The organism is Heliomicrobium modesticaldum Ice1 (assembly GCF_000019165.1).
Taxonomy (GTDB): Bacteria; Bacillota; Desulfitobacteriia; order Heliobacteriales; family Heliobacteriaceae; genus Heliomicrobium; species Heliomicrobium modesticaldum.
Window position 1 is genome coordinate 1959648 of the sequence record NC_010337.2, and the last position, 19663, is coordinate 1979310.

Annotated in this window: 19 protein-coding genes; 18 read left to right on the forward strand and 1 reads right to left on the reverse strand. The window is 59.2% G+C overall.

Features of this window, described 5'->3' with window-relative positions; all coding sequences use genetic code 11:
- Positions 1–13 precede the first annotated feature (13 nt).
- From resB to HM1_RS08895, 15 genes are all read left to right on the forward strand, one after another.
- A complete protein-coding gene (gene resB / locus HM1_RS08825; RefSeq protein WP_012283020.1) occupies positions 14–1390 on the forward strand; it encodes a cytochrome c biogenesis protein ResB in 1377 nt (458 codons plus the stop codon).
- A 5-nt stretch (positions 1391–1395) separates the two neighbouring features.
- Entirely contained in the window at positions 1396–2238 is an 843-nt protein-coding gene (ccsB, locus tag HM1_RS08830; protein ID WP_012283021.1) for a c-type cytochrome biogenesis protein CcsB, read from the forward strand.
- A gap of 139 nt (positions 2239–2377) precedes the next feature.
- Positions 2378–3010 carry a precorrin-2 dehydrogenase/sirohydrochlorin ferrochelatase family protein gene (locus HM1_RS08835; RefSeq protein ID WP_012283022.1) on the forward strand — a complete coding sequence of 211 codons (633 nt, stop codon included), beginning with the start codon at positions 2378–2380 and terminating at the stop codon, positions 3008–3010.
- Positions 2992–4311, forward strand: a complete 1320-nt coding sequence (hemA, locus tag HM1_RS08840; protein ID WP_012283023.1) for a glutamyl-tRNA reductase — start codon at positions 2992–2994, stop codon at positions 4309–4311. The genes HM1_RS08835 and hemA overlap by 19 nt, the downstream gene beginning before the upstream one ends.
- Positions 4311–5258, forward strand: a complete 948-nt coding sequence (gene hemC, locus HM1_RS08845) for a hydroxymethylbilane synthase (RefSeq protein WP_012283024.1) — start codon at positions 4311–4313, stop codon at positions 5256–5258. The genes hemA and hemC overlap by 1 nt, the downstream gene beginning before the upstream one ends.
- Positions 5255–6799, forward strand: a complete 1545-nt coding sequence (gene cobA / locus HM1_RS08850; protein ID WP_012283025.1) for a uroporphyrinogen-III C-methyltransferase — start codon at positions 5255–5257, stop codon at positions 6797–6799. Before hemC ends, cobA begins: the two co-directional genes overlap by 4 nt.
- A gap of 232 nt (positions 6800–7031) precedes the next feature.
- Positions 7032–8213, forward strand: a complete 1182-nt coding sequence (gene nirJ1, locus HM1_RS08855; RefSeq protein WP_012283026.1) for a putative heme d1 biosynthesis radical SAM protein NirJ1 — start codon at positions 7032–7034, stop codon at positions 8211–8213.
- Between the two features lie 64 nt (positions 8214–8277).
- A complete protein-coding gene (gene hemB / locus HM1_RS08860) occupies positions 8278–9267 on the forward strand; it encodes a porphobilinogen synthase (RefSeq protein WP_012283027.1) in 990 nt (329 codons plus the stop codon).
- Between the two features lie 290 nt (positions 9268–9557).
- On the forward strand, positions 9558–10553 hold the full coding sequence (gene nirJ2, locus HM1_RS08865) for a putative heme d1 biosynthesis radical SAM protein NirJ2 (RefSeq protein WP_012283028.1): 996 nt from the start codon (positions 9558–9560) through the stop codon (positions 10551–10553).
- 3 nt (positions 10554–10556) lie between these two features.
- Positions 10557–11042, forward strand: coding sequence for a siroheme decarboxylase subunit alpha (gene ahbA, locus HM1_RS08870; RefSeq protein WP_012283029.1), 486 nt, complete (start codon positions 10557–10559; stop codon positions 11040–11042).
- Positions 11043–11065: 23 nt separating this feature from the next.
- Complete coding sequence (ahbB, locus tag HM1_RS08875) at positions 11066–11542, forward strand: siroheme decarboxylase subunit beta (protein WP_012283030.1); 477 nt, start codon at positions 11066–11068, stop codon at positions 11540–11542.
- A 243-nt stretch (positions 11543–11785) separates the two neighbouring features.
- Complete coding sequence (gene hemL, locus HM1_RS08880) at positions 11786–13087, forward strand: glutamate-1-semialdehyde 2,1-aminomutase (protein WP_041313646.1); 1302 nt, start codon at positions 11786–11788, stop codon at positions 13085–13087.
- A 3-nt stretch (positions 13088–13090) separates the two neighbouring features.
- Positions 13091–13345 carry a cytochrome c3 family protein gene (locus HM1_RS08885; protein ID WP_012283032.1) on the forward strand — a complete coding sequence of 85 codons (255 nt, stop codon included), beginning with the start codon at positions 13091–13093 and terminating at the stop codon, positions 13343–13345.
- Positions 13346–13611: 266 nt separating this feature from the next.
- Positions 13612–13812, forward strand: a complete 201-nt coding sequence (locus HM1_RS08890; RefSeq protein ID WP_041313648.1) for a hypothetical protein — start codon at positions 13612–13614, stop codon at positions 13810–13812.
- A gap of 170 nt (positions 13813–13982) precedes the next feature.
- A complete protein-coding gene (locus tag HM1_RS08895) occupies positions 13983–14831 on the forward strand; it encodes a DMT family transporter (protein WP_012283036.1) in 849 nt (282 codons plus the stop codon).
- Positions 14832–14876: 45 nt separating this feature from the next.
- Here the strand turns inward: HM1_RS08895 and HM1_RS08900 are convergent, their stop codons facing one another.
- Complete coding sequence (locus HM1_RS08900) at positions 14877–15524, reverse strand: DedA family protein (protein ID WP_012283037.1); 648 nt, start codon at positions 15522–15524, stop codon at positions 14877–14879.
- 523 nt (positions 15525–16047) lie between these two features.
- Here HM1_RS08900 and ilvB point away from each other — a divergent pair.
- The 3 genes from ilvB (at position 16048) to fni (ending at position 19519) form a co-directional block, all read left to right on the forward strand.
- Positions 16048–17745 carry a biosynthetic-type acetolactate synthase large subunit gene (gene ilvB, locus HM1_RS08905; RefSeq protein WP_041313651.1) on the forward strand — a complete coding sequence of 566 codons (1698 nt, stop codon included), beginning with the start codon at positions 16048–16050 and terminating at the stop codon, positions 17743–17745.
- A 1-nt stretch (position 17746) separates the two neighbouring features.
- Entirely contained in the window at positions 17747–18244 is a 498-nt protein-coding gene (gene ilvN / locus HM1_RS08910) for an acetolactate synthase small subunit (RefSeq protein ID WP_012283039.1), read from the forward strand.
- A gap of 153 nt (positions 18245–18397) precedes the next feature.
- On the forward strand, positions 18398–19519 hold the full coding sequence (fni, locus tag HM1_RS08915) for a type 2 isopentenyl-diphosphate Delta-isomerase (protein WP_012283040.1): 1122 nt from the start codon (positions 18398–18400) through the stop codon (positions 19517–19519).
- Positions 19520–19663 lie beyond the last annotated feature (144 nt).

The following is a 19663-nucleotide window of genomic DNA, read 5'->3' on the forward strand; positions in this document are numbered from 1 at the left end:
GGAGTGAGGAAGGTTGATCCAATCCCAGGAAGAACGGGAAGATGCCTCCGGAACTAACAGAGGACTTGTGGATCGAATTTGGGATATTTTCAGTTCCATGAAGCTCGGCTTGTTCCTTCTGCTTCTCATCGCCGTCGCTTCCATTATCGGCACAGTCATTCCGCAGAACGGCGATCCCCGACAATACGGTTCCTTGTACTCGCTCTACAGCGCCCTCGGTCTGATCGACATGTACCACAGTTCCTGGTTCATGATTCTGCTCTTCTTGTTAGCGATGAACCTCTTCATCTGCACCTTCAACCGGGCACCGGGGATCTGGCGCCAGTTCTCCCGTCCGTCGCTACCTACTGGCGCCGAGTCGGTTGGCGGGCTGGCGACGGAACGCCCTGAGCCTGTCGACGAGTTGGCCCGCCATGTTTCCGAACTCTGGCAGCGCCTCGGTTACCGCGTATTTTCTGAATCTCGTGACGGCAAACACTACATATACGCCGACAAGGGGCGGTTCGGTCTCTGGGGATCACTGCTATCCCATGTAGGCATGCTGGTCATCCTCATCGGCGGGGTCGTCGGTCTCTATGGCGGAGAAGAGGGGCGTATGCCGGCGGAGGTGGGCAAGACCTTTCGCTTTGCCGATGTACCGGGCCTGCCCAAAGATGAGAACCTGGAGATCCAGGTCAATGACTTCCGAACCGTCTTCCGGGAAGACGGCACTATCGCCGACTGGTTCAGCAATCTCACACTGCTGGAAAACGGCCGGGAGATCATGACCAAGGAGATCCAGGTCAACGACCCGCTGGAATACCGTGGGTATAAGGTCTACCAGGCTTTTTATGGATCCCACATTGTTGCAAAAATCACGTCGAAGAATGATCCAGAGGGACATGCCTATACGGTCGAAGAGGGCGACGTCATTCCTGTGGCCGGAACCGACCTGGCGGTCCTCGTCTACAAGTACATCCCTGACTTCGATCCGGCGCGGGGGATGATCTCCAAATCGAGTGAACCCCATAACCCCCGCATCGTCTTTGTCGTCTACAAAGGACGCCAGCAGATAGACGCGCGGGCGGCTGAGATCGGCAAGGCAGAGACGATCGCCGGCGGCCTGGCCGAGGTCACTTTTCCCCAGTACAAGCCTTACACCGGCCTGTCGATCCGCCGGGATCCCGGTGTCAATATCGTCTGGTTTGGCTGCGCATGGCTGTTGATCGGGCTGGCCCTTTCCTTCTACATCTTCCACCGTCAGGTGCGGGCGGTCGTCGAGGCGCGCGAGGGCGGCAGTCGGCTCCATGTAGGCGGCACGGCTGCGAAAAACAAGATCGCCTTTGCCGACGAGTTTCAAAGACTCATTGAGCCTTATTGCCATACCGACAGGAAAGGAATGGAGGCATAACGATCATGGGCATGGAAGAAAACCTGCTTTTTTACGCCACCTTTGCCGCATATGGCCTCGCTGCTTTCCTATATATCTGCTTTCTGGTCCTGCGCAAGCCTGCCTTGGCCCGCATCGCCTTTTATGTCACCGCGGCCGGCGTCGTTGTCAACACGGCAGCCTTGGCGATGCGCTCGATCGTTGCCGGCTATGTGCCTCTGACGAACGGCTATGAGTTTCTGCTGGCTTTCTCCTGGGGTATCGCCTTTGTCTATCTCTTTGCCGAGCGGAAGTTTCAAGTCCCCGTCGCTGGTGCTTTTGTCATCCCTACCGCTTGGCTGCTCTTGGCCTATGTGGCCGTCGATATGTCACCGGCAGAGCGGGCCGCCCGTCCGCTTATGCCCGCTTTGCAGTCGAACTGGCTGACCATCCATGTGACAACGGCCATGATCGCCTACGGCGCTTTTGCCTTTTCTTTCGGCATCGGACTTATGTATCTCTGGAAGGTTGCTTCAGAAAAAAGCGGCGCTACGCGGGGGCTGGCCGCCGCTTTTCCTGCTTCCGAAAAATTAGACGAGATCGGCTATCGCTTGATCGCCCTCGGTTTTCCCTTCCTGACGCTCTGCATCATCACCGGCGCCATTTGGGCGGAATTCGCCTGGGGCCGTTATTGGAGTTGGGACCCGAAGGAGACCTGGTCGCTGATCACCTGGCTCGTCTATGCCGCCTACCTGCATGCCCGGTTCACGTACGGATGGCGCGGCTCGCGCGCGGCCTGGATGGCGATCATCGGATTTTTGGCCGTATTGTTCACCTATTTCGGTGTTAACTATTTCCTCAGCGGCTGGCATACCTACGCGAGTGAATAGATCATTCATTGTGAACGCTTCGTGGAAATTGGTGACTCTTTCGGCGCATTTTTCAGATGACGGCTCGGTAAATAGGATCGGAGAGAGATAGCATCCTGCGATGGGAGATTCCTTTACCGTCGGGGTAGAGAAAGGGGCTATGCTGTTGTATCCATTGCTGCTAAGGCTGGAGGGGCAACCATGCCTGGTCGTCGGCGGCGGTCAGGTGGCCGAGCGAAAGATCGAATCCCTTTTGGAGGTGGGTGCCCGCGTCACCGTCATCAGCCCGGCGCTTACGCCGGAGATTCAACGTTGGGTGGACGAAGGCAAACTTCGCTGCCACTTGCGCGAGTATCAGGATGGAGATGCCGCCGGATATATGGTCGTCATCGCCGCCACCGATGTGTCAACCGTCAATGAGCAGGTCGCCCGCGACTGCTTACAGCGCAACATTTTGATCAATGCAGTCGACATCCCGCAACTTTGCAATTTTTTCGTGCCCGCCGTTGTCCGGCGGGGAGATTTGACCATCGCTATCTCCACCAACGGATGCAGCCCGGCCATCGCCCGTCGCGTCCGCGAGAAACTGGAGGCGACCTTTGGCGAGGAGTATGGCGAGTACTTGCGGATAATGAAAAGCCTCCGCGAGCAGGTGCTGCGCGAGGTTCCCGACCCGGCCCGGCGCAAGGCGATCTTCGAGACCTTGGCTGAAGCTGGACTGCTGGAGTGCATCCAAGCAGGCGACGAACAAGCCCTCAAGGAGCGAATTGCCAAGTGTTTATCTTCGTCGTAGGCTTAAACCATAAAACGGCGCCGGTAGAGATCCGGGAGCAGCTCTCTTTCCCGGAGCATATCCTGATCGATTCCTTGCGCCGCCTTCACGCGGAACCGGCCATTGAAGGCTGCGCCATTTTGTCTACTTGCAATCGGACGGAGATCTACGCGGCAACGACAGACATTGAAAAGGGGCTAGCAGCCGTTCGCCGTTTTTTCACCCAGTCGGGCAAGCTGGAAGCAGACAAATTCGCCAATTTCTTTTATACGCACACCCTCTATGACGCCATCCGCCATCTCTTCCGCGTCGCTGCCGGTCTCGATTCGATGGTGCTCGGCGAGACACAAATCCTGGGCCAGGTCCGGCGAACCTACCAGGCGGCTTGTGAGGCAGGAACCTCTAACAGCATCCTAAACACCTGGTTTCAGCAGGCTATCACCGTCGGCAAGCGCATCCGCACAGAGACCGGCATCGACCAGCATGCCGTGTCCATCTCCTATACAGCCGTTGAGCTGGCCAAACAGGTCTTTACCACCTTGGAAGGCCGCTCGGCTTTGATCCTGGGCGCCGGCAAGATGAGCGAACTCACCCTGACCCACCTGATCGCCAACGGTGTCACGACGGTGCTCGTGGCGAACCGCACCCGCGAACGGGCCGAGGAACTGGCGCGCCGCTGCGGTGGCAAGGCCGTCTCCTATGACGAGATCGCGGCGCGGATGGAGGAGGCCGACATCGTCATCTCCTGCACGGCGGCGACTCACTACGTCATCCGGCGCGAACTGGTGGAAAAGGTCATGAGCACCCGTCCCGACCGCCCGCTTTTCTTGATCGACATCGCTGTTCCCCGGGATATCGATCCCGCCGTGGCCACCGTGCCCGCTGTGCATCTCTTCGATATCGACGACCTGCAGAGCGTCGTCGACCAGAACCTGGCCCAACGCCAAAAGGCGGCTTCCGAAGCCGAACTCATCGTGGAACAGGAGATCGCCGAGTTTCTCAAGTGGCTCAATTCTCTCTTTGTCGTACCCACCATCGTCGCGCTAAAAAACAAAGGGGAGGCGATCCGGGAGAAAGAATTGGAGCGCGTCTTAGCGAAGCTGAAAAGTCTCTCTGAAAAAGACCAGAAGATCATCGGCGCCATGGCATCATCGATTGTCAAACAACTGCTCCATGACCCCATCACCCAGATCCGCCACTATGCGGCCGGCCCGGAAGGTCACCTCTACTCAGAGATCCTGCAAAACCTCTTTTCTCTCGAGATCGCCGGACAGCGGTCCAAAGGCCGCGACGATCAATCTGATAGAAGGAGTCAGCCGTAATGTCAGCACTTCAACGACCCGTTGTCATCGGAACCCGGGACAGCGCCCTCGCCCTCTGGCAGACCCACTGGGTGCTTGAACGATTGAAGGAGCTCTATCCGGAGCAAGCCTTTGAAGTCAAGCATATCAAGACGAAGGGCGACAAGATCCTCGACGTGGCCCTGGCCAAGATCGGCGACAAGGGGCTCTTCACGAAGGAATTGGAAGTGGCCATGCTGAATGGCGAGATTGACATGGCCGTCCACTCCATGAAAGACCTGCCTACCCTTTTACCCGAAGGTTGTGCGATCGGCGCCATCTGCGTCCGCGAGGACTGCCGCGACATCCTGATCTCCCGCAACGGCGGCGGTCTTGAAGAGCTGCCCCGGGGCGCGAAGGTCGGCACGGCCAGCCTGCGCCGCAAGGCCCAGATCTGGAAGGTGCGGCCCGACTTGGAACTCGTCGACATCCGGGGCAACCTGCAGACGCGGATGCGCAAGATGGAAGAACAAAACCTCGACGGTCTGATCCTGGCTGCAGCAGGTGTGAAGCGCCTCGGCTGGGCCGAGAAGATCACTGAATACATACCCGTCGACATGTGCCTGCCGGCTGTCGGTCAGGGTTCCGTGGGCATCGAGATCCGCGAAGGCGACGAAGCGATCGGCCGACTTGTGGCCGCCTTAAACCACGCCGAATCGGCCCTCTGTGTTCGCGCCGAACGGGCGCTGCTTCGCACCCTGGAGGGCGGTTGCCAGGTTCCCATCGGTTCGCTCGGTCGTTTGTCAGGCGGCAAACTCATCGTCGACGGTGTCGTCGCCTCCCTCGATGGCAGAACGATCTGCCGCGACCGTGTGGAGGGCGATCCGGCTGATCCCGAAGAAGCGGGCGTCCGTCTGGCCAAAAAATTGCTGCAACAGGGGGCCAGAGAGATATTAATCCAAGTAAGACAGGAGACGGATCTGCGATGAAGCAAAAGGTAGGGAAGGTTTATCTGGTCGGCGCCGGACCGGGGGATCCGGGCCTCATCACCGTGAAAGGGTTGGAGTGCATCAAAAAAGCCGAGGTGCTTGTGTACGATCGCCTGGCTGGTCACCGGTTGCTCACCTATGCGCGGCCTGACGCCGAGCTGATCTTTGTCGGCAAAGGGCCGGATAAGCATGTCTATAGACAGGAAGAGATCAACGAGGTCCTCAAGGTCAAAGGCCTGGAAGGTAAGATCGTCACCCGTCTGAAAGGCGGCGATCCCTTCGTCTTCGGTCGCGGCGGCGAAGAAGCGGAGGTGCTCCGCGAAGCCGGCGTCCCCTTTGAAATCGTCCCCGGCATCACCTCGGCCATCTCCGTACCGGCCTATGCCGGCATCCCCGTCACCCACCGCGATTTCACCTCCAATTTCGCCGTCATCACCGGCAACGAAGACCCTACCAAGGAAGACTCGGCTATCGATTGGGCCAAAATCAGCACCGGCATCGGCACCCTCGTCTTCCTGATGGGCATGGGCAATCTGCCCCATATCGCCGCGAAGCTCATGGAACACGGCCGCAGCCCGGAAACGCCGGTAGGCCTGATCCGCTGGGGCACGCGGCCGGAACAGCGCACCCTGACGGGCACCCTGGCTGATATTGCCCAGAAGGCGAAAGAAGCCGCCTTCCAGAACCCGGCCATCATCATCGTCGGCGAAGTAGTCAAGCTGCGCGAGAAACTGGCCTGGCTGGAAGAGAAACCGCTCTTCGGTAAGCGCATCGTTGTCACCCGCTCCCGCCAGCAGGCGTCGGCTTTCGCTGCCCGCCTGGAAGAAATGGGTGGCGAGCCCTGGGAGTTCCCCACTATCGATATCCAAGAACCGGAGGATCCTGCGCCGCTGGAAGAAGCCATCGCCAAGGTTCATGAATATGAGTGGATCATTTTCACATCCCCCAACGGTGTACAGCGGTTCTTTGAGCGCTTCTTCGCCGTCGGTCACGACATCCGCGAGCTCTGCGGCATCCGCCTCTGCGCCATCGGTCCCCAAACCCGCAAGGAACTGCAGAAGTTCGGCCTGAAGACCGACTTCGTGCCGGAAGAATACCGCGCCGAGGCCATCATCGAAGGGTTGAAAAACCTCGATGATTGGCAGGGCCGCAAGGTGCTGCTACCTCGGGCCGACATTGCCCGCAAGATCCTCCCTGAAGCGCTGGCCTCCTTTGGCGCCCAGGTGGACGACGTGGTCGCCTACCGGACTGTCCGCGGCGGCGGCGACGCTGTTCTCCTCCGCCAGATGTTGCAAGACAAGCTGATCCACGCCATCACCTTCACCAGTTCCTCTACGGCTCGCAATTTTGTCGACATGCTCGGCGTAGAAGATGTGGCTGAGCGCAATGCGCTGCTCGAAGGCGTGACCATGGCCTCCATCGGCCCTATCACCTCCGATACGATGCGAGAACTGGGCTTGCCTGTGGACGTGGAGGCCACCGAATACACCATTCCCGGTCTGATGAAGGCGTTGCTGTCCCACTGGGGCATCCACGAGTGAGCGCAACGGAGGCATCCTTCGCCGAACCAGCCCCTACGGCTTTATTCCAAACAGAGGGGGGAAGCCTTTTTTCCGGCAAGTCTAGCAAAGGCGCAGGCTGATATTGTTTTGGCGCCCGGCGATGACGGAGCTGCGGTAACAGGCTTCCTGCAATTGACGATTTTTGCCCTTATTGTCTAATAAATTTATTTAGTTTTTCATTTGATTGAAAAACGGGAGAGGAAGGAACACCATGATCGGGGTAAGTAAACTGCTCTGCGGCGTAGAAAACTTCGGCGACAGCCTGCGTTATGCCCATGGTTCCAAAGGGCAGCGCGACGGCGCCGTAGCCGGTTACGGGCCGGTGGTGGCCTGGAACGTGTCCCGGACCTGCAACCTCCACTGCATCCACTGCTATTCTGACTCGGACGAGATCGAATATCCCGGCGAATTGACGACCAAAGAGGCAATCCGGTTTATTGATGACCTGGCCGATTTCAATGTGCCTGTTCTGCTGCTCTCCGGCGGCGAGCCGCTCATGCGCCCCGACATCTTCGACCTGGTCGCCCATGCCACCAAGCGTAACATCCGCGTCACCTTCTCCACCAACGGCACCTTGATCACGCCTGACGTGGCCAAGGAGATCAAGAAATACGGCGTCGGCTATGTGGGCATCAGCCTCGATGGCATCGGTGAGAACAACGACAAGTTCCGCGGCAAGAAAGGCGCCTTCGAAGACGCCTTGGCCGGCATCCGCAACTGCCTGGCCATCGGTCAGCGCGTCGGCCTGCGCTTCACCATCAACCGCCACAATTTTAACGATATTGAAAATATCTTCAACCTGATTGAAGAAGAGAAGATCCCTCGCGTCTGCTTCTATCACTTGGTCTACTCGGGTCGCGGTAGCAACATGACCGAAGAAGACGTCAGCCATGCCGAATCGCGCGCCTTCATGGACCTGCTCATGGAAAAGGCTGTCGACTTCTTCAACCGCGGCTTCAACTGCGAGCTGCTCACTGTGGATAACCACGCCGACATCGTCTACCTCTACTTGAAGACGAAAGATAAGAACCCCGAGTTGGCCGAGAAGATCTGGAAGCTGATGCAACTGAACGGCGGCAACCGCTCCGGAATCGCCTTCGCTAACGTCGATTCCCAAGGTTTTGTCCACCCCGATCAGTTCTCCCAGAATCATACCTTCGGCAACGTGAAGGAACGGCCCTTTAAAGAGATCTGGACTGACACCGCCAGCAACCCCATCCTGGCCGGCCTGAAGGACCGCAAGCCCCTGCTCAAAGGCCGCTGTGCCAAGTGCAAGTGGCTGAACGTCTGCAACGGTAACTTCCGTCCTCGCGCCGAGGCCGTCACGGGCGACTTCTGGGAGTCCGATCCGGCTTGCTACCTGACGGACGAGGAGATCGGCATCGCCGAGTAACCGGCAGCATGAAGGCGATGCTTGCGTGACCTTACCTGATCTTGATTGGGAGGGAATCAAGGGGATGAAACACATCCTTTCCGGCTACCCCATTCAGCGGCCCCGGCGCCTGCGGGAGAAGGCGGTTTTGCGCGACATGGTGCGGGAATTTCATCTTCGTCCGGAAGACCTGATCTACCCGCTCTTCGCCGTTCCGGGGAAAGACGTCGTCAATCCCGTCAGCTCCATGCCGGGCGTATGCCAGCTCTCTGTCGACAACATCGTCAAAGAGGCGGTTGATGCTTACAAAGCCGGCGTCCGGGCGGTGGAGCTGTTTGGCATCCCGCCCGAAAAGGATGAGGTGGCCTCTGGCGCCTATGATCCCAACGGCATTGTCCAGGAGGCGGTCAAGGCGGTCAAGGACGCCTGCCCCGAGCTGTACGTCATCACTGATGTCTGCCTCTGCCAGTACACGAACCACGGCCATTGCGGCATCGTCAATGGCGGCTGCGTCCTCAACGACCCCTCTCTCGATTACCTGGCCAGAACAGCCGTCTCCCATGCCGAAGCGGGCGCTGACATGGTCGCCCCATCTGATATGATGGACGGCCGGGTGGGCGCCATCCGCGACAGTCTGGACGAGGCTGGTTTTGAGGGCGTGCCGATCATGTCCTATTCGGCTAAGTACGCCTCCGCCTTCTATGGTCCCTTCCGGGAGGCGGCCGAGTCGTCACCGAAGTGGGGTGACCGCCGCTCCTACCAGATGGACCCTGGAAACAGCACTGAGGCACTCCGCGAGACGGCGCTGGATATCCAAGAGGGCTGCGACATCATCATGGTCAAGCCCGGTCTGGCTTACCTGGATATCGTCCGCCGGCTGAAGGAGACCTTCGACCTGCCGGTAGCCGTCTACAACGTCTCCGGCGAGTACTCCATGGTCAAGGCGGCTGCGGCCCAGGGCTGGATCGATGAGAAGCGGATCACCCTGGAGATCCTGCTCAGCATGAAGCGGGCCGGGGCGGATCTGATCATCAGCTATCATGCGAAGGATGCGATTCGGTGGATGAACGAGTAGGCAGGGTGCGTATCGCCTCCGCTCGCTAAGAGCTCCGCGGCGGCTCGCTCAACGTCAGAGCGGGCGCGCCAAACGACTAGGGTTGTTCTGCATGTCGTGGCGCGCCTTTTTCGCTCTGCCGTCTCGCTCGCTCTTCGCCGCTCCGCTCAAATCGCTCACTGCGCCAATACACCCCAAGCTTCTGCCATCATTGCGTGAAGCGGGGGTATTGCGCGACGTAAAACGGCGCCTCTAAATTATAACTAGACAGAAAAGTCATATTTATCCACCGAAAAAGGAGGGGCTCTTTCTTGATTATTTCCTGGAATACGACGAACCAGTGCAATATGTTCTGTGACCACTGCTACCGTGATGCGGGGGTGAAGGCGGATCAGGAGCTGAACACGCAAGAGGGCAAGCAACTGCTCGATGAGATCGCCAAGGCCGGTTTTAAGATCATGATCTTCTCCGGCGGGGAGCCGCTCATGCGGCCCGATATCGTCGAACTGGTCGCTTATGCCACCTCGAAGGGGCTGCGCTCTGTCTTCGGCACCAACGGCACACTGATTACGCGCGAACTGGCCCGTGATCTGAAAAAGGCCGGCGCCATGGGGATGGGGATCTCCCTCGACTCGCTGGATAAGAAAAAGCATGACGACTTCCGCCGCTACCCCGGCGCCTGGGATGAGGCGGTTCGCGGGATGGAGAACTGCCGTGAGGAAGGTCTGCCTTTCCAGATCCACACGACTGTTATGGACTGGAACCGTCATGAGGTTCATAAGATCACCGATTTCGCCGTCGAGATCGGCGCCGTCGGCCACCACACCTTCTTCCTGGTGCCCACCGGCCGGGCTGTCAGCATCGAGGAAGAGTCGCTAAAGGCGGAGCAGTATGAAGAGATCCTGACGGAGATCATGGAGAAGCAGAAGACGGTCAACATCGAACTGAAGCCGACCTGCGCGCCTCAGTTCATGCGCATCGCCAAGGAGATGGGCATGGATGTACGCTATGCCCGCGGCTGTCTCGCAGGCACCCACTACTGCATCATCTCGCCTGTCGGTGTCGTCCAACCCTGCGCCTACCTGAACATCTCCGCCGGCAATGTCCGCGAAAAGCCCTTCTCGGAGATCTGGAAAACAGCCCCCATCTTCGAAGAATTGCGCACGCTGAAGTATGAAGGCGGCTGCGGCTCTTGCAAATACCGCTATGCTTGCGGCGGCTGCCGAGCTCGCGCCTACTACTACCACAACCAGAACTTTATGGCCGAAGAGCCCTGGTGCCTCTACCATGGCCGGAAGGGGTATTAAGCCATGCACCTTGATGATCTGGATCGGCGCCTGCTCACCATCATCCAGTCATCCTTCCCTATCGTTGCCGAACCGTACAAGCAACTGGCCGAAACGCTGGGAACGACCGAATCCGATGTGATCGAGCGGGTGCAGCGGTTCAAGGACGATGGGCTCGTTCGCCGCATCGGCGGCATCTTTGATTCCCGCGCCCTTGGCTACAAGTCGACCCTCTGCGCCATGAAAGTGCCTGCCGATAAGCTCGACCTGGCCATTGAGGTCGTCAACAGCTACCCCGGCGTCACCCACAACTACCTGCGGGAGCACGAGTTTAACCTCTGGTTTACGTTGATCACGCCTTCGCCGGAGTACATGGACAAGGTGCTCGACGAGATCCGGGAAAAGACGGGTTGTGAGGTTCATAACCTGCCGGCCCTGCGCTTTTTCAAGATCAAAGTCGATTTCAAACTGGACAAGCAGAGCCCGACCGCTGCCGCAGCGGTGGAATGACGCACGGGAGGGAAGCCCAGGCAATGCTGACAGAAATCGATAAGAAGCTGATTCGCCTCTTGCAAGAGGACCTGCCTGTTGTGCCGCGGCCTTTTGCGGCGCTGGCCGAACAGGTGGGTCTGACGGAAGAGGACGTGATCGCCCGCGCGCGCCGCTACCATGCAGAGGGGCTGATGCGCCGCTTCGGCGTCGCCCTGCGCCACCGGGAAGTGGGTTTTACCGCCAACGGCATGGGTTGTTGGGATGTGCCGGAGGAGCGGGCTGAAGAGGTAGGCCGGATCATGGCCACCTTCCCCGAGGTCTCTCACTGTTACCAGCGCCCCCGCTTCGACGGCTGGCCCTACAGCCACTTCACCATGATTCACGGGGAGAGCCGTGACGATTGTGAAGCGGTGGCCCGCCGCATCTCAGCGGCGACGGGGATCACCAACTACCGCTTGCTCTTCTCTACGGAGGAACTGAAGAAGACGAGCATGCGTTACTTCACTGAAGAAGCATAAGGGAACTATGCCATATTCAGCACCCGCGAGGCGGGGTCTTTGGTGACCCCGCGTGGGTGCTGCTTTCGTAAAAGGTTTTTTCGGATCTCTTGGCGAAAAGAAGCATCAATGCAACAGACGCTGAAGGGCGACAGTTTCTGTCGTAGCAACATCAAGCAAGTGTCTCTTCGAGAAGAAAAGCCGTTAAGGGAAAGAGAAACATCATAAAACGTGCTGGAAAGGCGGGCGACTTTTTTGAGCCGGATGTATGATCGTTCGGAACAACTGTTTGCTGAAGCGAAGACCTTGATCCCCGGCGGGGTGAACAGCCCCGTGCGGGCATTCAAATCGGTCGGACGCAACCCGGTCTTCATCGAGCGCGCCGAAGGCGCCTACCTCTATGACGTGGACGGCAACAAGTATGTCGACTATGTCGGTTCCTGGGGCCCCATGATCGTGGGTCATGCCCATCCCGAGGTATCGGAGGCGCTGAAAGCGGCCATCGACCGAGGCACCTCTTACGGCGCGCCGACAGAGCTGGAGAGCCGCCTGGCCAAGCTGATCCTGGAAGCCTTCCCGGCCATGGACATGGTGCGCATGGTCAACTCGGGCACGGAAGCCACCATGAGCGCCCTGCGCCTCGCCCGCGGTTACACAGGCCGCAGCAAGATCGTCAAGTTCGAAGGCTGCTACCACGGCCACGCCGACAGCCTGTTGATCAAGGCCGGTTCGGGGGCGCTGACCCTCGGCGTGCCCACCAGCCCCGGCGTGCCTGCCAACATCGCCAACAACACCATCACCGCCCCCTATAACGATCTGGAGACATTGAAGGCGATCTTCCAAGAGGCCGGCGATGACATCGCCGCCATCATCATTGAAGGCGTTCCCGGCAACATGGGTGTCGTGCCGCCCGCGCCGGGTTACTTGCAAGGCGTTCGCGAACTGACCCGCCAGTACGGCGCGCTGATGATCGTCGACGAGGTCATGAGCGGTTTCCGCGTCGATTTCGGCGGCGCCCAAACCCTCTACGGCGTAGAACCGGACCTTACCTGCCTGGGCAAGATCATCGGCGGCGGTCTGCCTGTCGGCGCTTACGGCGGCAAGGCCGAGATCATGGAAAAAGTCTCGCCGGCTGGTCCCATCTACCAGGCGGGCACCCTTTCGGGCAACCCCCTGGCCATGACGGCCGGTATCATCACCTTGGAGATCCTCAAGCGGCCTGGAACCTATGCCGCCCTTGATGAGAAGGCGGCCTACCTGGCCGATGGCCTGGCGAAGGCTGCCGAAAAGGCCGGTGTCCCTGTCTGGACGAACCGCGTCGGCTCCATGCTGACCGGATTCTTCACCGACAGGCCGGTCGTCGACTTCGCCTCCGCTTGCACCTCCGACACGGCCGCCTTCGGGACTTATTTCCGGGCGATGCTGGATCGCGGCGTCTACCTGGCCTGCTCCCAGTTCGAAGCCGCCTTCCTCTCCTTGGCCATGACGAAAGAGGACCTCGACTTCACCATCGCCGCCGCCGAAGAGGCCTTCCAGGTCGTCGCCGCCGAGCGGGCGAAGGCTTAACCGGTGAACGGGTCGCCCTTTGCGCGCCTGCTCACGCTCCTTATCGTCGTCGCCTTCGCCCTCGTGGGCTATTTTGCGTTGACGAAGGATCAAAATCCGCATGGCGATCTGGCCGAATGGGAACGGGCGCATGGTCGCGTTGTCAACACCAACCGCGATCCGGAACGGTTTTGCTACAAATGCCATACCGAAAAATCAGCGTACTGTGTTCGCTGCCACCAGCAAAGAGGGGTAAGCCTGGAGAATCCTTTGCCCTGATCCCCCCTATCATGTGATGGTAGGAAAGCGGCAGCAATCGGTTAAACAAAGAGCATCCTCTCATAAAAATGTTTTTCCGTCTCCGGTCACCTGGGGGCGGATTTTCTTTGCAACGAAAAAAGTGAGCAACTTGTATTTTTTTTGCACAGAAAAAGCAGGAATTGAGGGAAACATCCATGAAATAAAAATTAGTAATGCAATAAATCGATAAGACCAACCGGAAACCCGAGAGCCGGTACGGTTGATCGAGCCGGCAGGTGACGGAATTGTATTGGTTGTTTGTTTATGAGCCGAATGAACTCTGCGACTTTCAATTACTCGATTACAGCCCGAGAGAGAGAGAGGTCCAACTGTCGAAGGAGGATTATATCCGTTGCGGCGTCTACGCTCGTGAACGGATGCTCATCGTTTCGGCCGATAACTCATCAAGCGCGCGCCGGAAAGCGATTCAACTGCTGGTGCGCTGAGGGTTCATGGGCGATCGTCGGCGGTAGATGTTTTTTCGTCGCAGCGCATGGAATCGTTATAGGGAAAAACAATAAAACGACAACAGTCAGGCGCCTCCGTCTTGCCGGGTAGGGCAGGGCAGGCGCCTCTTTGCGCCAGCAATCGCAATAGATGAGGTGAACGGGATTTCATGTGGCTTTTCATCGCTGTGATCAGCGCTGTCGTCTTCGGGCTCGCCGGATTCGGGATGAAGGTGGGCCAGATGCAGGGCGTTCCATCGTCGATGGTCTTAATCGGCTTGTACCTTTCAGGAACTCTTGGCTTTCTCCTTACCTGGCTGGGTGGCGGCGCTGCCGCCGGGATGCTCATCCTGCTGGCCGGGCTGGTGATCGGCCTCGGTTCTGCCGGGGGCAATTTCGCTTTTATGCGGGCCTTGGAGACAGGGCCGGCCAGTTTGGCGTCGCCGATCGTCAATATGAATGTGGTGCTTGTCATCCTGCTCTCGGTCCTGGTCTATGGAGAGACGCTGGGATGGGTTAAGGCTGCCGGCGTCTTTTGCATTGTCGTCGCCATCATCCTAATCGGGCTGAGGCCTGGCGGCGCCGGAGGCGCAGGCGGGTCGCTGCGCTGGCTGGCTCTTGTCTTGCTGAGCACGCTCCTCTTCGCCGTGCGCAACGGCGGGCTCAAGGTGACCCAGGAGATGGGACTGGACAACAGCGCCGTGCTTTTTTTCAGCTATCTTTTTCCGCTCATCTATTTCATCTTTCGGCACCGGGAGGAACTGAGCGCCATCACGCCAAAGAAGCGATTGTCCACACTGGGCTGGGGGTTGGCCAGCGGCGTCGGATCCTTCGGCGGTCTTCAACTGTACGCCTACGCCCTCTCTCAAGGTCCAGCATCAGTGATCTCACCTGTATTTTCCCTGTACGGGCTGGTGATCGTGCTTCTCTCCGTCTGGATCTACAAAGAGCGCTTGACGGCACTGCAGTCGCTGGCGGTGGCGCTCACCTTCGCCGGCCTCGTCCTGGTCCGGTTCTGAACCACCCTGTCACAATAAAAAACCGCGTCGAGCGATGCGACGCGGTTACGGTTTTGGGTTCTCTTCTGCCTTCGCTTCTTTTTCCCGGAGCTTAGGCCGGGTTGCCATCCGGTAATAGAGGTAGAAGAATCCGCTGAAGATGACGGCGCCCCAGACCAGGAGGTTCACGTAGCGGTGAAACTCGTGCATGAAAGCTTCATAGGCTTCCCCGACGAGAATGCCGATGGAAACCAAGGGTACACACCAGAGGACAGAGCCGATCAGATTCCAGAAGAAAGCTTCCCAAAAGGGCATGCCGACCAGACCGGTGAAATAGGGGGTGACGTGACGGACGCCAAGGACCCAGCGGCTGAACAAGATCATGGAAAGGCGGTTTTGGCGAAACCAGCTCTCCGACTTCTCGATATAGCGTCGTTTCAGCCCCAAGCGGGGACCCCATTCATAGAGGAGACGGTGTCCGTAACGGCTGCCGATGACATGGGCGGCCATAGAACCGAGCAGGCTGCCGGCGATGCAGACGGGCAGGGTGATATACAGGTTCAGGTGTCCTTGGGAGATGAGGAAGCCGGCGAAGGCTTGTGACAGTTCACCAGGGAAGGGGAAGCCGATAAATTCGAGAAAAAGTCCGACGAATAAGCCCAGATCGCCGTATGTCGTGACAACCCATTGGGCTGTCTCTTTCAATGCGCCCATCGCTGTGCCCCCTGAGGAACCTCTTTTGCCAGCTATATTGTAACAAAGAGGGGAAAAGACCACAATCGCAGGCAAGGCGACTGTTAACGGAAATTTCATCGGAACCCCTTGAAAGGATTTTGGCTCCTGTATACAATAAAGAGAAACCACCATCGGGAACGATTCGTCAAGGAATGGTCAGCCAATGAAAAAGTGATGGGAAATCCGATGCGGAGAAAGAGTACCGCGATCCCCCGCAGTCACCAGAGAGCCGTCCCTGGCTGAAAGACGGCACTGCGGCCTCTGGCGGGAAAATCCTCTCCAAGGAGCAGGCTGAAAGGGGTTTGACCTGATTAAGCCGCGCCGGCTGGTCGTCGTTATGGGACCGGAGGCAAGCCTGCCTTGCCTCGCCGAGGGCTGTTCCGTCATCCGGGACGGTCGAACAAGGGTGGTACCGCGAAAGACCCCTCGCCTCTTGCTTTGATCAAGCGGCGGGGGTTTTCTATTTATCAACAAGGAATAACTGAAAGATGAGGTGTCAGGGATGAAGATGACCGGAGCGCAAGCCATCGTCACCAGTCTTGAGAAGGAAGGGGTGGAACTGATTTTCGGGTATCCGGGCGGTCAGGTGTTGCCGCTCTATGATGCCCTTTATGACTGCAAACTCCGGCATGTTCTGACCCGGCACGAACAAGGCGCTGCCCATGCCGCGGACGGGTATGCCCGAGCTACGGGGAAGGTGGGCGTCTGTTTCGCCACTTCGGGACCGGGGGCGACGAACCTGATCACCGGCATCGCCACCGCTTATATGGATTCTGTGCCGATGGTCTGCATCACCGGTCAGGTTCCTCTTTCCGTCATCGGCAAGGACTCCTTTCAGGAAGCGGACATCACCGGGATCACGGCCCCGATCACCAAGCACAACTACCTGGTCAAAAACGCCAAGGATCTGCCCCGGGTGATCAAGGAAGCCTTCTACATCGCCCGGACGGGCCGTCCGGGCCCGGTCGTCATCGATGTGCCCAAATGCCTGATGACGACGACAATCGATTTCGAGTACCCTGAGACGGTGCGGTTACGGGGCTACAAACCGCAGGCGGAAGGCAAGGCCGCAGAGGTCGAGGCGGTGGCGCAGGCGCTGGCTGAGGCGAAAAAACCCCTCTTTTTCGTCGGCGGCGGTGTCATCAACGCTGAAGCGGCGCCGCTGCTGCGGCGGATCGTAAAGACCCACCGGATCCCCCTGATCGGTTCCCTGATGGGACTGGGGGCGATCCCCGTTACCGATCCCTTGTTCCTGGGTATGGTGGGGATGCACGGCACTGTGGCGGCCAACCGGGCGGTCATGGAATGCGACCTTCTTGTCGGCATCGGCGTTCGCTTCGATGACCGGGTGACAGGCCTTTTGACGCGGTTTGCCGCCAATGCGCGCGTTGCCCACTTTGACATCGATCGGGCGGAAGTGAACAAAAACGTCGTCGCTGATCTGGCTGTCGTCGGGGACCTGCGCTGGAGCCTGGCCGCGCTGGAAAGCGCCATGGCCGACCTGGCCGGCGAAGGCGGAAGACGATGGGAGGATTGGCGCCTTCAGGTGACTCGCTGGAGCGAAGAGGCGCCCCTGAGCTACCAGAAGAGCGACGACGTGATCAAACCGCAATCGGTGATCGAGGAGATCGACCGCCAGACGAAGAGTGAAGCCGTCATCGTCACCGATGTGGGCCAGCACCAGATGTGGGCGGCTCAGTACTACCGCTTCCAGCGGCCCCGCTCCTTTATCACCTCCGGCGGACTGGGCACGATGGGCTACGGCCTGCCGGCGGCCATCGGCGCCCAGATGGGGCAACCGAATAAGTCGGTGGTGCTGATCAGCGGCGACGGCTCCTTCCTGATGAACTGTCAGGAATTGGCTACCGCTGTAGAGCACCGACTGCCGCTCAAGATGGCCATTCTCAACAACAACGTCCTCGGCATGGTGCGCCAGTGGCAGAAGCTGTTCTTCAACCAGCGCTACTCTTATACCCGTTTCGCCAACGGCGGCACCGATTATGTGCGGCTAGCGGAGGCTTTCGGCGCCACGGGGCTGCGGGCCGAGAGGCCGGAAGAAATGCCGGAAGTCATTGCCAAAGCGTTGGCGACAGAGGGTCCTGTCGTGATGGACATCCGCGTCTGCGCCGATGAGAACGTGTTGCCCATGGTCCCGGCCGGCGCGCCTTTGGACCAGATGATCAACGGGGAGGTTAAGTGATATGCGCCATACGATCGCTGTGCTGGTCGAAAACCGCCCCGGCGTGCTGGTGCACATCGCCGGCCTTATCGCCCGGCGGGCTTTCAACATTGAGAGCATCACCGCCGGCTATACGGAAGAAGCCGACGTCACCCGCATCACCATCGTGGTGGAAGGCGATAACCGCAATCTGGAGCAGGTGGTCAACCAGCTCTCCAAACTGGTCGACGTGATCAAAATCGTGGAACTGACGGCGGAACCTTCGATCGAGCGGGAACTGGCGCTGATCAAGGTGAAGGCTCGTCCGGAGACCCGTTCCGATATCGTCGATATCGTCGAGATCTTCCGCGCCAAGATCGTCGATGTAAACCGCGAGACGATGGTCATCGAACTGACCGGCGAAGAGACGAAGATCGACGCCCTTTGCGAGGTCCTGGCTGACCACGGCATCGTCGAGATGGTGCGCACCGGCAAAGTGGCTCTCTCGCGCAAGCCTGGCGCCGCCAAGGATTCCGAATAGGCTTGTCTCATCACCGTCTGCCTTCTCCCATCGTGCAATGAGCAGGGCAGCATGAACGGCGACTGGGCCGCAGGGCAAGCGAAAACGGCTGCGGGGAGAAGAAGCAGCGGTACTTGCGCCCCGGCTTGGGCGATCTTCTAGGGGGAACATCTTTTGGATATTCGCCAGCAACGCAAACTCGACCACATCCGGCAAGCCCTCGCCTTGGACGACGGTCCCCTCTCGAACGGATTTCAAGACGTGCGGCTCCTCCATGACGCCCTTCCGACGGTTGATTTTCGCGCCGTCGATCTTTCCGTACCGTGGATGGGCAAAAGGCTGACCATGCCCTTGCTGATCAACGCCATCACGGGCGGAACATCGCTGGTGACGGAGATCAACCGCCGCCTGGCGCGACTGGCCGCCCGCAACGGCGTGGCCGTCGCCGTCGGTTCCCAGGCGGCGGCGTTGCGCGATCCCCGGCTGCGCGATTCCTACCGGGTGGTGCGCGACGAAAACCCCGATGGCGTCGTCTTCGCCAATGTCAACCCGAACACGCCCGTTGAGAAAGCGCTGGAAGCGGTCACCATGCTGGAAGCCGACGGGCTGCAGGTGCACTTGAACCCGGCGCAGGAACTGGCCATGGCGGAAGGGGACCGCGATTTCCGCCACTGGTCCGGGAACATCGCCGAACTGGTCCGCCATTGCCCTGTGCCGCTCATCGTCAAAGAGGTCGGTGCCGGCATTTCGATGGAAACGGCGAAGCGTCTCCTCGACCTCGGTGTCCGCTGCATCGATGTAGGCGGCGCCGGTGGCACCAACTTTGTGGCCATTGAACTCCGCCGGCAGGGGCTGAGCGTCCCTGCCTTTGAGGCCTGGGGTATCCCGACGGCGGCCAGCTTGGCGGAAACGGTCTGGGCTGTGGAAAGCCGGCAGTCAGTCGGCGACAAGGCGACCATCATCGCCAGCGGCGGTATCCGCGACGGCTGGGAGGCCGCTAAGGCGCTGTCCATGGGCGCCTCGCTGGTCGGCATCGCCGGCGCGCCGCTCAAAGGTCTGCTCGGCGGCAGTCCGGGCGCTTTCAGTCCGTCAGGGAACGCTGAGGGGGACAAGGCGGCTCAAGGCTGGATCGACAGCTTTCGTCACGCCCTCCAAGTCAATCTGGCATTGACCGGCTCTTCCCGCATCGCCGATCTGCAAAACCGTCCCTGTCTCTTGACCGGCGCGCTCCGCGACTGGCTCGACCTGCGGGGCGTTCCGGCGACATTCTGGGCGCGACGGTCCGGAAAAGCGTGAGGCGAGCCATACAATATGAAAACAAGTCTGCCAAACAAGCCTTCGGTGATATGCCGGGGCTTGTTTGCCATCGACAATCTCTCTCAGATGAGTGACGTCAGCAAAGGCTTTCAGCTGTGAATCGTTACAGCGCCTCCCCGGGCA

Bases quoted from the DNA above. Each gene is read 5' to 3' on its own strand.
- hemB (WP_012283027.1), top strand. From the start codon at position 8,278: ATGAAACACATCCTTTCCGGCTACCCCATTCAGCGGCCCCGGCGCCTG.
- ahbA (WP_012283029.1), top strand. From the start codon at position 10,557: ATGCACCTTGATGATCTGGATCGGCGCCTGCTCACCATCATCCAGTCA.
- nirJ1 (WP_012283026.1), top strand. From the start codon at position 7,032: ATGATCGGGGTAAGTAAACTGCTCTGCGGCGTAGAAAACTTCGGCGAC.
- hemL (WP_041313646.1), top strand. From the start codon at position 11,786: ATGTATGATCGTTCGGAACAACTGTTTGCTGAAGCGAAGACCTTGATC.
- ilvB (WP_041313651.1), top strand. From the start codon at position 16,048: ATGAAGATGACCGGAGCGCAAGCCATCGTCACCAGTCTTGAGAAGGAA.
- cobA (WP_012283025.1), top strand. From the start codon at position 5,255: ATGAAGCAAAAGGTAGGGAAGGTTTATCTGGTCGGCGCCGGACCGGGG.
- hemC (WP_012283024.1), top strand. From the start codon at position 4,311: ATGTCAGCACTTCAACGACCCGTTGTCATCGGAACCCGGGACAGCGCC.
- ilvN (WP_012283039.1), top strand. From the start codon at position 17,747: ATGCGCCATACGATCGCTGTGCTGGTCGAAAACCGCCCCGGCGTGCTG.
- HM1_RS08835 (WP_012283022.1), top strand. From the start codon at position 2,378: ATGCTGTTGTATCCATTGCTGCTAAGGCTGGAGGGGCAACCATGCCTG.
- HM1_RS08900 (WP_012283037.1), bottom strand. From the start codon at position 15,524: ATGGGCGCATTGAAAGAGACAGCCCAATGGGTTGTCACGACATACGGC.
- ccsB (WP_012283021.1), top strand. From the start codon at position 1,396: ATGGGCATGGAAGAAAACCTGCTTTTTTACGCCACCTTTGCCGCATAT.
- HM1_RS08895 (WP_012283036.1), top strand. From the start codon at position 13,983: ATGTGGCTTTTCATCGCTGTGATCAGCGCTGTCGTCTTCGGGCTCGCC.
- ahbB (WP_012283030.1), top strand. From the start codon at position 11,066: ATGCTGACAGAAATCGATAAGAAGCTGATTCGCCTCTTGCAAGAGGAC.